This window comes from Dorea longicatena (genome assembly GCF_025150085.1).
Taxonomy (GTDB): Bacteria; Bacillota; Clostridia; order Lachnospirales; family Lachnospiraceae; genus Dorea_A; species Dorea_A longicatena.
On sequence record NZ_CP102280.1, the window covers coordinates 413719 to 430897 of the forward strand.

General features: G+C 41.8%; 13 protein-coding genes, 1 pseudogene and 1 CRISPR repeat array. Of the genes and pseudogenes, 13 read left to right on the plus strand and 1 reads right to left on the minus strand.

Annotated features, from left to right (window positions below):
* Nucleotides 1-4 precede the first annotated feature (4 nt).
* The 5 genes from cas2 (at nucleotide 5) to NQ508_RS01990 (ending at nucleotide 4583) form a co-directional block, all read left to right on the plus strand.
* Nucleotides 5-310: a CRISPR-associated endonuclease Cas2 gene (gene cas2, locus NQ508_RS01970; RefSeq protein ID WP_006426116.1), complete on the plus strand. Its 306-nt coding sequence runs from the start codon at nucleotides 5-7 to the stop codon at nucleotides 308-310.
* On the plus strand, nucleotides 307-978 hold the full coding sequence (csn2, locus tag NQ508_RS01975) for a type II-A CRISPR-associated protein Csn2 (protein WP_006426115.1): 672 nt from the start codon (nucleotides 307-309) through the stop codon (nucleotides 976-978). The genes cas2 and csn2 overlap by 4 nt, the downstream gene beginning before the upstream one ends.
* 60 nt (nucleotides 979-1038) lie before the next feature.
* Nucleotides 1039-2260: direct repeats of the CRISPR family, unit length 36 nt; unit sequence GTTTGAGAATGATGTAAAAATGTATGGTACACAAGC.
* 522 nt (nucleotides 2261-2782) lie between these two features.
* Complete coding sequence (locus NQ508_RS01980) at nucleotides 2783-3748, plus strand: ketopantoate reductase family protein (protein WP_155115950.1); 966 nt, start codon at nucleotides 2783-2785, stop codon at nucleotides 3746-3748.
* Nucleotides 3745-4155, plus strand: coding sequence for a peptide deformylase (locus NQ508_RS01985; protein WP_006426111.1), 411 nt, complete (start codon nucleotides 3745-3747; stop codon nucleotides 4153-4155). Before NQ508_RS01980 ends, NQ508_RS01985 begins: the two co-directional genes overlap by 4 nt.
* Nucleotides 4156-4328: 173 nt before the next feature.
* Nucleotides 4329-4583 (plus strand): iron-containing alcohol dehydrogenase, encoded by a 255-nt coding sequence (locus NQ508_RS01990; RefSeq protein WP_006426110.1) that lies wholly within the window; start codon nucleotides 4329-4331, stop codon nucleotides 4581-4583.
* Between the two features lie 112 nt (nucleotides 4584-4695).
* Here NQ508_RS01990 and NQ508_RS01995 read toward each other — a convergent pair whose 3' ends face one another.
* Nucleotides 4696-5898 (minus strand): IS110 family RNA-guided transposase, encoded by a 1203-nt coding sequence (locus NQ508_RS01995; RefSeq protein WP_006426109.1) that lies wholly within the window; start codon nucleotides 5896-5898, stop codon nucleotides 4696-4698.
* Between the two features lie 267 nt (nucleotides 5899-6165).
* Here NQ508_RS01995 and NQ508_RS02000 point away from each other — a divergent pair.
* The 8 genes and pseudogenes from NQ508_RS02000 to hypF all read left to right on the plus strand — a co-directional run.
* Nucleotides 6166-7017: pseudogene (locus NQ508_RS02000) on the plus strand (glycerol dehydrogenase); the annotation flags it as partial.
* 226 nt (nucleotides 7018-7243) lie between these two features.
* Nucleotides 7244-8614: a PhoH family protein gene (locus NQ508_RS02005; RefSeq protein ID WP_006426107.1), complete on the plus strand. Its 1371-nt coding sequence runs from the start codon at nucleotides 7244-7246 to the stop codon at nucleotides 8612-8614.
* 69 nt (nucleotides 8615-8683) lie between these two features.
* Complete coding sequence (locus NQ508_RS02010) at nucleotides 8684-9316, plus strand: HD domain-containing protein (RefSeq protein WP_006426106.1); 633 nt, start codon at nucleotides 8684-8686, stop codon at nucleotides 9314-9316.
* Between the two features lie 290 nt (nucleotides 9317-9606).
* Nucleotides 9607-10935, plus strand: a complete 1329-nt coding sequence (locus NQ508_RS02015; protein WP_006426105.1) for an MATE family efflux transporter — start codon at nucleotides 9607-9609, stop codon at nucleotides 10933-10935.
* A gap of 733 nt (nucleotides 10936-11668) precedes the next feature.
* A complete protein-coding gene (locus tag NQ508_RS02020; RefSeq protein ID WP_006426102.1) occupies nucleotides 11669-12430 on the plus strand; it encodes a nucleotide-binding protein in 762 nt (253 codons plus the stop codon).
* Nucleotides 12427-13707: a nitrogenase component 1 gene (locus NQ508_RS02025; protein WP_006426100.1), complete on the plus strand. Its 1281-nt coding sequence runs from the start codon at nucleotides 12427-12429 to the stop codon at nucleotides 13705-13707. The genes NQ508_RS02020 and NQ508_RS02025 overlap by 4 nt, the downstream gene beginning before the upstream one ends.
* A gap of 3 nt (nucleotides 13708-13710) precedes the next feature.
* Nucleotides 13711-14790 carry a nitrogenase component 1 gene (locus NQ508_RS02030; RefSeq protein WP_006426099.1) on the plus strand — a complete coding sequence of 360 codons (1080 nt, stop codon included), beginning with the start codon at nucleotides 13711-13713 and terminating at the stop codon, nucleotides 14788-14790.
* A 48-nt stretch (nucleotides 14791-14838) separates the two neighbouring features.
* Entirely contained in the window at nucleotides 14839-17178 is a 2340-nt protein-coding gene (hypF, locus tag NQ508_RS02035) for a carbamoyltransferase HypF (protein WP_044919313.1), read from the plus strand.
* Nucleotide 17179: the final 1 nt, after the last annotated feature.

A 17179-nucleotide genomic window follows, 5' to 3' on the forward strand; every position in this document is an offset into this window, starting at 1 on the left:
ATTTATGAGAGTATTGGTATTTTTTGATCTTCCGGTTCTTACGAGTGAGAACCGGAGGGCATATGCAAAATTTAGAAGATTTCTATTGAAGAACGGATTCCTTATGCTTCAGGAATCCGTATACTGTAAACTGGCATTAAATAGTTCTGCAGTCAATGCAATTGTTGACAATGTGCATAAAAATAAGCCGGAAGAAGGGTTAATACAGTTATTAACAGTAACAGAAAAGCAGTATGCAAAAATGGATATTATTTTAGGACAGGTGAAAAGTGAAGTCCTGGATACGGATGAAAGGTTGGTGATTCTATGAAACTTGTACATGGAGATTTGTCAGGTGAAATAGTTAATGAGCAAAAAGAATGTGTGGAGTGGATCATAGAATCACCGGAACTGTTTTCAAAATATGTAGGAGAATTATATAAGCAAGCCAATAAAGATGAAGGTGAATTTGTATTATCGGAAAATAATAAGGAAATTGACATTGCAAAATATTCAGAGATTGTAATAAATCCACTTTCTGTAGAAATAAATAATAGGAAAATTTTAAATAAATTATATGAAGAATTGCACAAGTTGTCTTCCAATGAAGTGTTATATATGAAAACACTTGAACTGACAAAATTAATACAGGAATATTTGTTAGATTTGGAACAAGAAACGAATTATATACTTGAATTTAATAATGAAGTTGAAATGAATGCTTTGTTTAAAGCAGTTGATTTAAAATGTGAAGACAGCGGAGAAGATTTTTTTGAAAGACTTGTAAAATATATAAAAGTACTTGTAGATTTATTATCTGTAAAATTAGTTGTATTTATTAATGCAAGATGTTTTTTGAATGATGAACGGATAAGGAGGTTATGTGAAGAAATAAAATATATGGAAATAAAAGGATTGTTTATAGAAAACAGCGAGAAAACTTGCGTGGAGGGGATGGAACGGTATATTATAGATAAAGATAAATGTGAAATTTATTAAAATATATGGTTTGAGTATCTGATTTTATGCAGGTGATGGCATTTCATTTTTGAATTTGAGGTTTGAGAATGATGTAAAAATGTATGGTACACAAGCGATAGAAATATTTGGTGCAGAAAGTGCAGGGTTTGAGAATGATGTAAAAATGTATGGTACACAAGCGAAAAAAAGAAAAGCACACCTGTCACAACAGTTTGAGAATGATGTAAAAATGTATGGTACACAAGCTGATAGCATCGGATGATAAATTCTGTTATAGTTTGAGAATGATGTAAAAATGTATGGTACACAAGCTGTACAGCATTTCCTTTGTTGTCTTTACCGGTTTGAGAATGATGTAAAAATGTATGGTACACAAGCCATGACAACGGCAGTGGACTTTTTGAAATCGTTTGAGAATGATGTAAAAATGTATGGTACACAAGCTCTGCAAGAAGCATTTTTCCAGTTGGGTCAGTTTGAGAATGATGTAAAAATGTATGGTACACAAGCAATCCTGAATTTAATATCTTTATCAAGTTTGTTTGAGAATGATGTAAAAATGTATGGTACACAAGCTTTTCATCCTCTGTAGTTTGGATTCCTGTGTTTGAGAATGATGTAAAAATGTATGGTACACAAGCATTGCTGGTGGTAATGCGTGGATGAATGCAGTTTGAGAATGATGTAAAAATGTATGGTACACAAGCCAGTTGCGCTTTCTGGTATGCATATTCCTCGTTTGAGAATGATGTAAAAATGTATGGTACACAAGCTCTGCTAATTCCGTATATGGAACAGGTTTAGTTTGAGAATGATGTAAAAATGTATGGTACACAAGCCATAGCCATATTCCAGTCCCTCTGGCTGTAGTTTGAGAATGATGTAAAAATGTATGGTACACAAGCTTATACTTTCCTTTTTCTTTCAGTCCTTAGTTTGAGAATGATGTAAAAATGTATGGTACACAAGCATAATTGCATTAGCGCAATTAATTGGCTAAGTTTGAGAATGATGTAAAAATGTATGGTACACAAGCAAGCCGTAGACAGGAAGTTATAGACCATGTGTTTGAGAATGATGTAAAAATGTATGGTACACAAGCACCAGAAGTAACAAGTGCAGACACAGTTGTGTTTGAGAATGATGTAAAAATGTATGGTACACAAGCAATGTAATCGGATGTATGTTAGCCTGCCTGGTTTGAGAATGATGTAAAAATGTATGGTACACAAGCTACAAGTGCTATGATTAAAATTAATACACCGTTTGAGAATGATGTAAAAATGTATGGTACACAAGCCGGAGATTTCAAAGAGCAACGGAATGCAGTGTTTGAGAATGATGTAATGGTATGATATATAATTTTTTTGTTGTACTCATAAAAAATAATACAAAAACGTGAAATTTAATCTGGATACGATAAACAGTAACAAGAGATGTATGTTTGAGAGTGATGTAAAAATATGGTATTAAAACAAAAAGTTGTGATGATGTCACAACTTTTTGTTAGATATTTCAAAATATACTAATAAAGATGATTTTAATTTAATTAACAATTTAGAACATTAAAAAAGGACTGCATTATTTGGGAGGAGTGCAGCCCTGAGGAAAAAGTTATGAAAAAGATTTAAAGTGTTTGTTCTCTTGAACAATTCCTAGTATAGAATTGAATTGTGATAAAACTGTGATGGAATTAGGAAGAAATTGTTAACAAATTTAGAACATAAAATAAAATACGATCAGATGCACCATAAACCGGGACAGTGTTGAAATCAAAAAGTCCGGGTGTTAGAATTACAACAGATGCTATAGCAGAAGATATATAACGGAAAGATATCAAAGAACACAAGAAAGAACACGGAATATACGAACATACACCAAGGAGGAATACACCATGCGGATCCTAATCTACGGCGCCGGAGTCATCGGAAGCTTCTACGCATCCAGATTCGCCAAAGCGGGACTGGATGTAACAGTCTTAGCAAGAGGGCAGCGGTTAAAAGAATTACAGGGACACGGTCTATGGTACAGAGGCAAGACAAGAACGCATAAAGTTGAGGTTAAGACGATCAGTGAGTTAAAGCCGAATGACCGTTACCAGTTTATTTTCCTGACCGTACGTGAGAATCAAGTAGAAGAAGCACTGGAAGATATTAGTAAGAATAAAAGTCCGAATGTTGTCACTATGATCAATACGATCAAACCATATGGCAGGTGGGAGAAAATCTGCGGAAAAGGAAGGATCCTTCCGGCATTTCCGGGAGCGGGCGGCTGTATCGAAGGTGGGATTCTTGATGCACAGCTTCTGCCAAGAGCAATCCAGCCGACAACATTCGGTGAGATCGGAGGAAGAAAGAGCAGCAGGGAAGAAGCACTGGCATATATATTTAGAAAAAGCCACATTCCATATCAGATCGTTCCGGAAATGCATCACTGGCAGATCTCACATCTTGGCGTGATCATTCCGCTGGCAGATGCTTATTACCAGAGCAGGCATCCGGAAAAAATCTGTGCAAATGAAAAATTGATGACGCTGACAGCTTATCGGATGAAAAAGAACCTGAAGTGGATCGCCCAAAAGGGAATGTTGTGCCCGGCAAAGCTTTATATGATCAAAGATATGCCGACAGGAATGCTGGCAGGGGTTCTAAGCAGAGTATATCAGAGTGAATTTGGCAACAGATTTCTTTACCGGCATGCGATGCATGCACCGGAAGAATTCCAGCGGCTGCATCAGGAATTCTATAATTATATGAAGACACATACGAAAGAGAGTAACAAAGCATGATAAGACCGATTATGAAAGATATATTTTTCCTAAACCAGAGATCCGAGCCGGCGACAGAGGCGGATAAGCAGGTTGCAGTGGATTTGTTAGATACATTGAAAGCGCACGAGGAAGGCTGTGTCGGCATGGCAGCGAATATGATTGGCGTGAAGAAATGTATCATAGCCGTCAATATGGGATTCATGAATGTGGCAATGTTCAATCCGAAGATTGTAAAACGTTCCGGAAAATATGAGACGGAGGAAGGCTGTCTTTCCCTTACTGGTGTGAGAAAATGCACCCGGTATCAGGAGATTGAAGTGGAATATCAGGATATGAATTTCAAAAAACAGAGACAGAAATATACCGGATGGACGGCGCAGATTATTCAACATGAAGTAGATCATTGTCACGGTATTGTGATATAGTCATGCGTTGGTGTTGTATCATTGACACAAAGATATATATTAGGATTAGTCATAATATTTTGCCATAATATTTCCCACTACCTTATTGACACAACTGTATCAAAAGCATACAATAAAACTAGATTGTTAATAAAATAACACATGAAACGTGAAGATTACAGGAGGGTAATATCATGGCAAAGATTTTATGTAGTCCAAGTAAATATGTACAGGGTGCAGGAGAGATGAAGAAGCTGGGTGAATATGCTCAGAAGTATGGCAAGAAGGCACTTGTACTGATCACGGAATCCGGATACAAACGTATCGGGGACGTTGTAAATACTGGATTTGAAGGATACGAGATCACACCTGTATATGAGTATTTCAACAGAGAATGCAGTAAGAATGAGATTAACCGTCTGGTAGACATTATGAATGAAACCTGCTAAGAAAAGTCAATAATTATTTTTATCTTTTTTATTTTCTGTCACAAAATATATTTGCGTACCACAAATAGACTGTCTGATTGGCAGTCTAAAAAATTATTTATTTTATATAAGATTATATATTTTTATATAGTTCGGTTACTCGAGCATAATAAATGCGTAAAAACTTATTTAATCCGGCTATCTTTGCTGATTTTTTACTTTTACCTTCTGATTCCTTTTTTACAACATATCGGTAAACCGGATCTTCTGGCCTGGAACGCATTTTTAAACTTCTCATTGTTTCGTATCCTACTTTGCGCAATGATGCTGAACCACGTTTCGAGATTTTCCTATTACAACCTACAAATTGGCCAGATTCATACGGTGGTGGATCAATTCCTGCGAATGCAACCAATGCCTTCCCGTTGCGAAATCTGCGAACATCTCCTATTTCTGCAATTAACTTTGGGGCTAATGTATTTCCCACTCCACCCATTTCTCTTACAACCGAATATTCTGGCAAAGTCTTGGCTATTTCCTGCATCCGTGATAAAATTAGACCAAGGGTTGCATCAACTTCCTTGAGCACCCGAACTGCTTCAGTCACCAGCATTTTGACCGATGAGGTTTCTGAAGGTAATGTGGGAATACTTTCCTGAGCCAGGGTGTATATAACTTTGGCTTTTTCCTGGCTTGGGACGTATTTCTTTTCTTTTGCCCAAAGTATATACTTTTCAGTAAATTCCTGTTCAGACATAGATGTTATTACATCATAATGCCAAAAACGTTCCACAAAATCACTTCTTTTATCTTTCCGATTTGTTTCATTCCAACTTGCAAGAAGATTCTTTATTCCAGGCATGGTCAAATCTAAAAGATGGGTCAATTCAGCGAGAGATAAAAGATGAAGCTTCATATAATGCCGATATTGCTGTCCAAGCAACTTCAACTCTTCATAAATCACTCCAGAAATTTGAAATTCTTTCATTTTAAACCAATGATCAATTCCATAATTAGCAATGATACGGGAATCAATCTTGTCGGTTTTGGCTTTTCGCAGACTTTCGTTACGATAACTTTTCATAAGATACGGATTAATTACAGAAACAAAAAATCCTTTTTCCTGTAAATATGTAAGAACTGGAAGATGATAAATTCCGGTTGCTTCCATAACGATTTTGACTTCATCATTTAGTCTGAAAAGCATGGAAGATAATTCGCTTAAATCCTTTTGGGTATGGGTAATATTGAAAGGCTTACTAACAATCTCTCCATATGGTTTCAAAATACATACTGTACTTTTCCCTTTTGATACATCAATTCCTACGCTGATCATAATATACTCCTTTTCTTTTTATAGAATTGCAGTTGTTTATCCCATCTACACTTATTATGATTCAGTTTAGTTCGTTACGCGAAAGCTCCTGCGAGTTTCAACCTGCTTAAATGAATGTTTATAATAAGGGGATGGCTGACGGTTTCATTCACGGATGTGAAAATCCTAATGGCAATATGTCATACCAACTACTTCCCTTATTATAATAAAATAAGTGTAGATGTTAGAGTTAATTCCTCTCTAACAACTACACTTTTATGGTACTAAAAAGGCTGTGATGTCGTGATCGGTATCGGTGGTGGTAAGATCCTGGATACAGCCAAAGCAGTTGCTTATTACAAAGAAGCTCCGGTTCTGATCTGCCCGACAATCGCATCGACAGACGCACCTTGCAGTGCACTGTCAGTTATTTATACAGATGATGGCGTATTCGAAGAGTACTTATTCCTTCCGGCTAACCCAAATATGGTTCTGATGGATACCGAGATTATTGCAAAATCACCGGTAAGACTTACGGTATCCGGAATGGGTGATGCACTGGCAACATATTTTGAAGCAAGAGCCTGTCAGGCAAGCGGGGCAACAACATGTGCCGGCGGACAGGTTACACAGGCAGCAATCGCACTTGCAAAACTTTGTTTTGACACTCTGATGGCAGAAGGTGTAAAGGCAAAACTTGCCCTGGAAGCAGGAGCAAGTACACCGGCTGTGGAAAAAGTCATCGAAGCCAACACATTACTGAGCGGTATTGGATTTGAGAGTGGCGGACTTGCAGGAGCACATGCAATTCATAATGGATTTACCGTACTGGATGAGTGCCACCACATGTATCACGGTGAGAAGGTTGCATTCGGAACGATTACGCAGCTGGTACTGGAGAATATTCCGGCAGAAGAACTGGAAGATATCATTGACTGGTGTATCGAACTGGGACTGCCTGTGACATTAAAAGAACTGGGAATCACAGAAGTGACGGACGAGAAACTGATGGCAGTTGCAACAGCAGCCTGTGCAGAGAACGATACGCTTCATAATATGCCATTCGAGGTAACACCGGAGACTGTATGTGCAGCAATCAAGGCAGCAGATGCATACGGAAAATATTTCCTCGGAGAATAGTCAAGAATCTGTGAAAATAAAAAATACATAATAAATACAGAGAATCTGCCATTGACAGGTTCTCTGTATTATTTTGCAGAATCATTCTGTATATGAATCTGAAAATTTCAGTAGATTTCAAGAATAACTTAACATCTTTTTTACAAAAATATCGAGTAAATTCAATATTTTCATACTATACCTGAAAATGTACAAAAAACAAAATCAGAAAGTGTGAGAAATATCTATGATCAAATCCTATGTTATTGATACCAATATTTTAATCCAGGCACCTTATGCATGTCAGTGTTTTGAAGAAAACAGGGTGATATTGCCATTGGTTGTATTAGAAGAACTGGACGGCCTGAAGAAAGCAGAAGGAGAAAAGGGAGCAAATGCAAGGCGGGCGATCCGTTTTCTGGAAAAGCTCAGACTGAAAGGAGACCTTTTAAAAGGTGTCCAGATGGAAAATGGAGGAATCCTCCGTGTAGAGGCCAATTGTGTAAATGTAGAACTGCCGGAAAGCCTTCCGGAAGATAAGCCGGATAATCGGATCTTAAAAGTATGTAAGGGAATCCGGGAAGAAGAAAAGCCGGTCGTTCTGGTGACAAAAGATCTGGTCCTTAGGTTAAAAGCACAGATTCTCGGAATTGAAGCCCAGGATTTCAGCACAGAGCAGGTCATCGAAGAAGAGGGACAGTACAGCGGCAGACAGATTTGCTATGTGGCGGAAGACAAGTTCAAAGAATTCAAGAAAAAAGGCGTTCATCTGAAGGAACTTTATTTGTCCGATGAAGATGGTAATAAGATCCAGCCGGAACTTACGGAGAATGAATTTATCATATTGAAGGCAGATCAGTCTGTGAAAAAGACACATCTTGGAAGAGTTGAAGGGAAGAAAGTAGTATCGTTAGAATTCCGAAAGAGCCAGCCTTATGGCATCAAACCAAGGAATGCCGGACAGTATTTTTTACAGGAAGCATTGATGAAATCCGCAGAGAAAGCACCGCTTGTAATTGTAAAAGGAATGGCAGGAACGGCGAAGACATTTTACTCACTGGCAGTCGGACTGGAGAAGGTGCTGAACAATCCGACCGGAGAATATAGAAGAATTCTGATCTGCAGACCGAATGCGCAGTTTGACCAGGATATCGGTTTCCTTCCGGGAGACGAGCAGGAAAAGATATCACCTTTGATGCGTCCGATCGTAGATAATCTAGAGCAGCTGATTGATTCGGATGAAGAAGAGCGTTATCAGGATGAACAGGAATTACAGGGTAAGATCGAAGAGATATTTGCAAGAGGACTGATCCAGACAGAAGCAATGAATTTCATCAGAGGCCGTTCATTTGTGAAGACCTATCTGATCATAGACGAGGCGCAGAACATGACTCCGAATCAGGTGAAAGGAATCATAACAAGAGCCGGAAAAGGAACGAAGATCATTCTGCTTGGTGATCCGAATCAGATAGACCGGCCATTTCTGGATGAGAGAACGAATGGACTTAGTTATGCGTCGGAATACATGAAGGGTAGTCCTTTATGTTATCAGATTACAATGTCTGCAGAAGAATGTGAGCGTTCCGAACTTGCGATGGATGCGATTCACAGATTATAGACATAGATTATAGAATTAGAAGGGAACGAAATAAAATTGAGCAAAGTAACATATAAAGCAATCAAAAATATGCCGGAGGTGAATGCCTATATTGAGCAGGGAAATAGGGTACTTGGAGCACTTGGGTTTACCGAACATTCCAGAGGACATGCAGTAAAAGTGGCGGAAACTGCCGGAAATATTCTGGAAAAATTAGGGTATAACCAGCATACGATCGAGCTTTCCAGGATAGCGGGCTATATGCATGACATGGGAAATTGTGTAAACCGTGTGGATCATGCACATAGTTCCGCGATCATGGCATTTCAGATACTGCGGGATCTGAAAGCACCGGATGAAGACATCGCAGTGATCGTCAGTGCAATCGGTCAGCATGATGAGGCAACCGGCATGGCCGTGGATGCGGTATCGGCAGCACTGATACTGGCGGATAAGACGGATGTAAGAAGAAACCGTGTGCGGAACACGATCAAGGAAAGCTTTGACAAACATGACCGGGTGAATTATGCTGCAGTGGCATCCAGTCTGCATGTAAATGTCGAAAAGCAGGTGATTCTGCTGGAGATTGAACTGGATGAAGGAATCTGTTCTATATTAGATTATTTTGAGATTTTCTTACAGCGTATGCTGATGTGCAAGCGTGCGGCAGAGATGCTGGGAATGAAATTCAAGATGAAAGCGAACGGGAATAAGATCTGTTAATCGGATGTGACAAATGAGGGAAAATTGGAAGATGATTTTATAGAACTAGTGATTGACATTCACTGAAAGACAGTGCTATAATACAACCCTAAAATGAATGTGGATTTTTCTGGAGCAATCTATTTTTCGCCACATGGTTACTGAGTAGAAGTAACCATGTGGTTTTTTGTTGTTACATATTCAGTTGAAACAATCTGTGACAAGATGGGAAAATAGAAAAAAGCATTGCAAAGATCCGCAATAGAATTAGAAGATTAATAGATAGTACATATGAGAGAAAGGGGATATATATGGATCAGACATATATGAAAGAACAACCGGTATTAAAATTGATCGTATCGATGGCACTGCCGATGGTCATTTCTATGATGGTGAGTTCACTTTATAATATTGTAGACAGCTTTTTCATCGCCAGGATCAGCGAAGATGCCATGACGGCGTTATCACTGGTGTATCCAGTGCAGAATCTGATCAATGCGGTGATGATCGGATTTGGAATCGGAATCAATGCGGTCATCTCATTTTATCTTGGAGCGCAGGATAAAAAGATGGCAGACAGGGCGGCAACACAGGGAATGCTGCTAGGGACGATTCACGGAGTCGGATTTATGATTCTGGGAATTGCCGTAATGAGACCGTTTTTACAGATGTTTACGGGAAATGCACAGATTGTGGACTATGGTGTGCGTTATTCGAGAATTGCATTTTTATTTGCTACGGCATTATCTTGGCAGCTGGTATTTGAGAAGACGTTTCAGGCGGTCGGACGTATGGTGGAGTCAATGACTTGTATGATGTCAGGTGCGATTATCAACATTATCCTGGATCCAGTCCTGATCTTCGGACTTGGACCATTTCCGAAGATGGGAATCGAAGGAGCCGCACTTGCAACAGGAATCGGACAGGCAGCAGGAGCAGTATTGTATCTGATCTTTTATATCGTGAATCCGCTTCCGGTGAAATACAGAAAGAAATATCTGAAGGCTGATTTGAAGCTGTGGAAAAAATTATATGTAATCGGAATTCCGGCAAGCCTGAACCTGGCACTTCCGTCGCTTTTAATCTCTGTATTGAACGTAATACTTACAGGCTATGGGGAAGTCTACGTATTCGTTCTCGGAGTCTACTATAAGCTGCAGACCTTCCTCTACCTTCCGGCAAATGGAATCGTGCAGGGAATGCGTCCGCTTCTCGGATATAATTACGGAGCGGGAGAGCATAAGCGTGTACATAAGATCTTCCAGGATGGCCTGATCCTGGTACTCGTGATGATGGCAGCCGGAATGGCAATCTGTCTGGCAGTTCCGGGACAGCTGATGGGATTATTTACAGCGAATCCGATAACGATGAAGGCCGGAAGTGTGGCACTCAGAGTCATCAGTCTTGGATTCCTTGCTTCATCGGTATCGGTTATCTGCAGCGGGGCACTGGAAGGTCTTGGAAAAGGTGTGCATTCACTGATCATTTCGTTATGCAGATATGTGGTTGTGATTATTCCGGTGGCATTCATTGTCAGCCGTTTTATGGGAGCGGTCGGAGTATGGCATGCGTTCTGGATCACGGAAGTGGTGACTGCGGTGATTGCGTATGTGGTGTATCGGAAAGGCGTGAAGGGATAGTAGAAGAGATAGCGAAAGAGATCATATAAGAGTAGAGAATATAAAGTAAGAAGTGGGAAGTTAAAAGTCAGAAAGAAAGTTTTTTCAGATTTGAATAATCTGAATGTGATTACTTCTACATCTCAGGAATATGAGACCAGCTTTGGATTTACGGAAGAAGAAGTATTTTATGTCCGATCGCATAGACCATTGCCGAGTCACTGGGAGCGGGTCCGAGAGCCGTCGTCATTGCAGTGTTCATTGTATTGCCGATCTTTTATCCATTTTATTAATTCCTCAATTTTTATAAATATGACAGGGCTGTCGTACGAAATGATGTGTGCGGCAGCCCTGTTCTTTTGCGCAAAAAGGGCAGGTAAAGACAGAGAAAATTGTAAAAGAAGAGACTACAGGTTTGCGTTGACTGACTAATTGAATAAAGAGTATAATAAACCTATTGATACAGACGGAGTGATCGATATCTATCCGAATGTAAAGAGAAGAAAATACAGGGAAGAAAATAAAAAAAGAATGACTCTGACTGCAAGGTAAGTCCCGAGCAGGAATAGTTATGAATTCGTTTCATTAAAAAGTAGTTAACAGCAGGTTATGTTACAGCACGGTATACAAAATCAGGCGATTTCTAACATGAAAGAGAGCCATTTGGGTATATCGTGCTTTATTATATCTAAGTATACAAGAAAAATTTTCAAAGGTAAGTTTTCAGCAATAAGAACATGCAGGAGGAACACACATGTTAAAAGTAGCAATCTACGGCAAAGGCGGCATCGGAAAATCTACCGTCACATCCAATCTGGCGGCAGCATTTGCCACGATGGGGAAGAAAGTAATCCAGATCGGCTGTGATCCGAAGGCAGATTCGACGATGAACCTGCTCGGTGGGGAACCGTTAAGACCGGTCATGAATTATATGAGAGAGGAAGATGAAGAACCGGAGAAACTGGAAGACATTGCAAGAGAAGGATTTGGAAATGTCTTATGTATCGAGACGGGCGGACCGACACCGGGACTGGGCTGTGCGGGAAGAGGAATCATTGCCACATTCCAGTTATTAGAAGATTTGAAATTATTCGAGACCTATAAGCCCGATGTGGTTCTGTACGATGTACTTGGCGACGTAGTCTGTGGCGGATTCGCAGCGCCGATCCGGGAAGACTATGCAGAGAAGGTCCTGATCGTGACATCCGGGGAGAAGATGGCACTTTATGCGGCGGACAACATTTCCAAAGCAGTGAAGAACTTCGAAGACAGAAGCTATGCAAGAGTATTCGGAATTGTACTGAATCACAGAAATGTGGAAAATGAGACTGAAAAAGTAGAGACATTTGCAAAAGAGCATGGATTTGACATCGTGGGAGAGATTCCAAGAAGTGATGAAATTAACCGTTGTGAAGACCAGGGGAAGACGGTGATCGAGGGAAATCCGGAGTCGGACATCAGTAAATGCTTCTATGATCTGGCGGAAATATTATGGAAAGATGAGGAACAGGTATGAGAGAGACTGCCTATTATTGTACGGTAGAAGAATTACAGAAGCGGGGAAGGGATGACATTCCGGAGCAGTTCCGTTCGAACACGCATCTGATCTACAGTTCTCCGGCGACGCTTGCGTTCAACTCGCCGGGAGCGGAAGGATTCGGTGTGAAAAGGGCCGGGCTTGCAATTCCGGATTCGATCATGCTGATCGTGGCACCGGGATGCTGTGGGCGGAATACATCCATGATCAGTTCCATGCCACAGTATGAGGACCGTTTCTTCTATTTGACGATGGACGAGACAGACATCGTAACGGGAAGACATTTGAAAAAAGTACCGAAGGCCGTGCAGGAGATCTGTGACAGTCTTGCGAAGAAGCCGTCGGTTGTGATGATCTGCATTACCTGTGTGGATGCACTTCTCGGAACAGATATGGAACGAATCTGCAGAAAGTCCGAAGAAAAGACAGGACTTCCAGTGAGACCATGCTATATGTATGCCCTGACAAGGGAAGGAAGAAAACCGCCGATGGTACATGTGCGTCAGTCGTTATATTCTTTACTGGAACCCAAGAAGAAAAAAGGAAATGTCGTGAATCTGCTGGGATTTTTCTCACCACTTATGGACGACTGTGAGTTATACGGTATGTTGGAAAAAGCAGGTGTAAAGACGGTGCATGAGATATCCAGATGCAAGAACTATGAAGAATATCAGACGATGGCGGAGGCGAATTTCAATCTGGTATTACATCCAGAAACGAGATTCGCAGCAGAAGATTTTCATGAGAAATTGCAGATTCCGTTTATCGAACTTCGGAGATTGTACCAGATTGATAAGATAACGAAGCAGTATCAGGCACTGGGGAAGGTTCTGGGGATTCCATTCGAAGATAAAGAGGCAGAAAGAACTGCACTTGATGCGGTAGAACGTTTGAAAGCCGCTAAGCCGGATGCCATATTTGCCATTGGAGAATGTATGAACGGTGATCCGTTTGAACTGGCACTGGCACTTGTGAAATACGGATTTCAAGTGGCAGAGATCTATGGGACACTGAATGCAGAGAACTTTGTGTATCTGAAGCATTTATCCGAATTAAGTCCGCAGACAAAAGTATTTTCCAACATGGAACCGACCATGATCTATTATGATCACAAAGAGAGCGGAGTAACCACTACCATTGGAAAAGATGCCTGCTACTATCATCCGGATGCGGAAAATGTGATGTGGAATGAAGAAGTACAGCCGTATGGATATGCAGGTGTGAAGCATTTGTGCGAAAAACTGTTGGAGGTGTAGGCGATGAAAGGATTAAGAAAATATCTGACACCATTTGCACCGGACCAGTCTGGAGCGGTGTCGGTGTTATACGAACTTGGCGGAATGCTGGTCATCTGTGATGCGGGCGGCTGTACGGGAAATGTATGTGGATTCGATGAGCCAAGATGGTTTGAAACAAGAAGTGCGGTATTCAGTGCGGGGCTTCGTGATATGGATGCGATACTCGGAAGAGACGACAGACTGGTTGCAAAACTTGCAGATGCGGCAGAAAAGCTGGATGTGACATTTGCAGCAGTGATCGGGACTCCGGTACCGGCAGTGATCGGGACTGATTACCGGGCGCTGGAGCGGATGCTGGCGAAGAAGACGGAACTGCCGGTCCTGACGGTGAATACGGATGGCATGGAATTGTATGACAGGGGAGAAGAGAAGGCATATCTTGCATTGTTCGAGAAATTCAGTGACAAGAACGAAGAGTCTGAGGATATGAATGATAAAGACAGACCACATATCGGGATTATCGGCATGACTCCGCAGGATGTCAGTGACCTGAAGGCAGCAGATAAGATCCGGAAAGTATATGCAGACCAGGGAATGCGTGCCATCTGCTATGGCATGGGAGACGGACTGGATGAAGTGAGAAATGCTTCTCTGGCAGCGAAGAATGTGGTCGTATCTCCGGCAGCATTAAAAGCAGCGCAGTATCTGCAAAAGAAGTTCGGAACACCATATGAGATTGCCTATCCACTGGTATCAGAACTTGTGCCGGAAGTGAATTATCAAGGAAAGAAGATCCTGATCGTACAGCAGCAGGTGATTGCAAATGCAGTGCGTAAGGAGATCGAAAAACGAACCGGGGAAAAAGAAGCAATCATAACAGCGACATGGTTCATGCGGAAAGAGGAGATTTTAACGGATCTGAATGTTGATGCCGTAGATGATATTAGTCTGAAAGAAGAGGATGATTTCATTTCGCTGGTGGAAAAAGAAGGATATGATGTGATCTTTGCAGATCCGTGTATGGAGCGGATGATTCCGGGATTTGAAGGGGTATTTATTCCGCTGACGCATTTTGCAGTGTCAGGAAAGCTTAACGTGTAAGCAGGATATATGGGAAACCTATATGTTTTAGACAGGGGGAAGAAACGGATGATAACAAAGAAAATCCGTGTCTACGGAATTGTGCAGGGTGTCGGCTTCAGACCGACTGTGAGCCGTCATGCAGCGGCTGCCGGAATCACCGGAAGTGTGTGTAACAAAGGTCCCTATGTGGAAATCTTTGCACAGGGAGAGGAAAAATGTGTAAAAGATTTTCTGGAGAGACTGGAAAAGCAGCCGCCGGAGAGAGCTGCCATATTGAAGATCAATACAGAAGATGTAAAAGAGGAAGAATACGGGAAATTCAATGATTTTCAGATCATAGAAAGTGAGAAGACAAAAGGGGAGATCTTCGTCTCGCCGGATATTGCAATCTGCGAAGAATGCAAGAAAGAAATGTACGATCCGAAAGACCGGCGTTATCTGCACCCATTTATCAACTGCACCTGCTGCGGTCCCAGACTTACGATCCTGGACGCGCTTCCATATGACCGGGAACGGACCAGCATGAAGGAATTCCCGATGTGCCCGGACTGTGCGGCGGAGTATGTGGATCCGGCGACCAGACGTTATGATGCACAGCCGGTATGTTGCAACGCATGCGGTCCTGAAGTATATCTGACCGGAAGGGAAGAACGGGGAAGAACTGCGATCATTGCCACAAGAAAAATGATCCATGACGGCGGAATCGTGGCAATCAAGGGAATCGGCGGATTCCATCTTTGCTGCGATGCGACGAATGAAGAAGCAGTACAGAGGTTACGGACATTAAAGAACCGGCCGGCGAAACCATTTGCTGTGATGGCAAGAGATGTAGAAGCAGTAAAGCGGGAATGTCTGGTAAATGAAGTACAGGAGGAGATTCTGGATGGACATCAGAAGCCGATTCTGTTACTTGAAAAACGGAAAAAATCTGCAGACAGTACAGGTCTTTGCAAGTCTGTCGCTCCTGGGAATCCGAAAGTCGGTGTCATGCTTCCATACGCTCCGGTACAGATGCTGTTATTCCAATATGACGACGGAATCCAGATGCCAGATTTTCTGGTGATGACAAGCGGCAATATATCCGGCGCACCGATCTGCCGGGATGATAAAGAAGCAGTGGAGGAACTGTCGCATCTGTGTGACCTGATCCTTTCGCATGACAGAAAGATCCGGATTCGGGCGGACGATTCGGTGATGGATTTTTATAAGGGAGAGCCTTATATGATCCGGCGCTCCAGAGGCTATGCGCCGCTTCCGACGATGGTGACGATGCCGTGGAAAGGACAGGTGCTGGCCGCAGGCGGAGAACTTAAGAATACATTCTGTATCGGAGTGGATGGACGTTTCTATCTGTCCCCATATGTAGGGGATCTGGAAGATCTCCGTACTGTAAAAGCGTTGCAAGAGACGATCCACAGATTTGAGACGCTTCTGGAGGTAGAACCGGAAGTTGCAGCGTGTGATCTGCATCCAAAATACAACTCGACAGTTGTTGCAGAAGAACTGGGACTTCCCGTCGTAAAGATCCAGCATCATTATGCACATATTTTATCCTGTATGGCAGAAAATGACCGGAAAGAGCAGGTGATTGGCGTGGCATTCGACGGAACCGGATATGGTACAGACGGAACCATCTGGGGAGGCGAACTTCTGCTTGCAGATTATCACGGATTTGAGCGGATGGGAAGTATCGAACCATTTCTTCAGATCGGAGGAGACATTTCTGCTAAAGAAGGATGGCGAATTGCAGTTTCACTGATCTATCAGCAGACACAGGATAAAGAGCAGACAATGGAGATTGTAAAGAAGCTTAACCTGTGCAGTGAACCGGAATGCAAAGTGCTTCTTGCCATGGCGGACCGGAAAATGAATGCTGTGACATCGACCAGTGCGGGACGTCTGTTCGATGCAGTCAGTGCAATCCTCGGAATCCGGACGAAGTCTACATTCGAAGGGGAGGCTTCGATGGCACTTGAATTTGCCGCAGAAGCTTATGAGAAAGAAATCTGGGAAATTGATGAGCCGGCAGATGGTGAAAGCGGTCCGGATGAAGAAAAGAAAGAGCCGGAAGACAGGCTGATTATGCAGACAGGAAGCCTTATAAAATATCTGACAGAGAAGAAAACAGAAGGCATTCAGGCAGAAAAATTAGCTTATATCTTTCATCAAAAGCTGGCAGACCTTATAATCTGTGGCTGTAGGAAGATCAGAAAGAAAACAAAATGTAATTGTGTGGCATTAAGCGGCGGTGTATTCCAAAATCGGCTGTTGTTGAGAATGGTGGAAGAAGGTCTGGAAAAAGAACATTTTACCGTACTCAGACATCACCTGATCCCGGCAAATGATGGCGGGATCGCACTGGGGCAGGCAGCATATGCCATGCAGTATATTCAGGAGGGAAAATAAC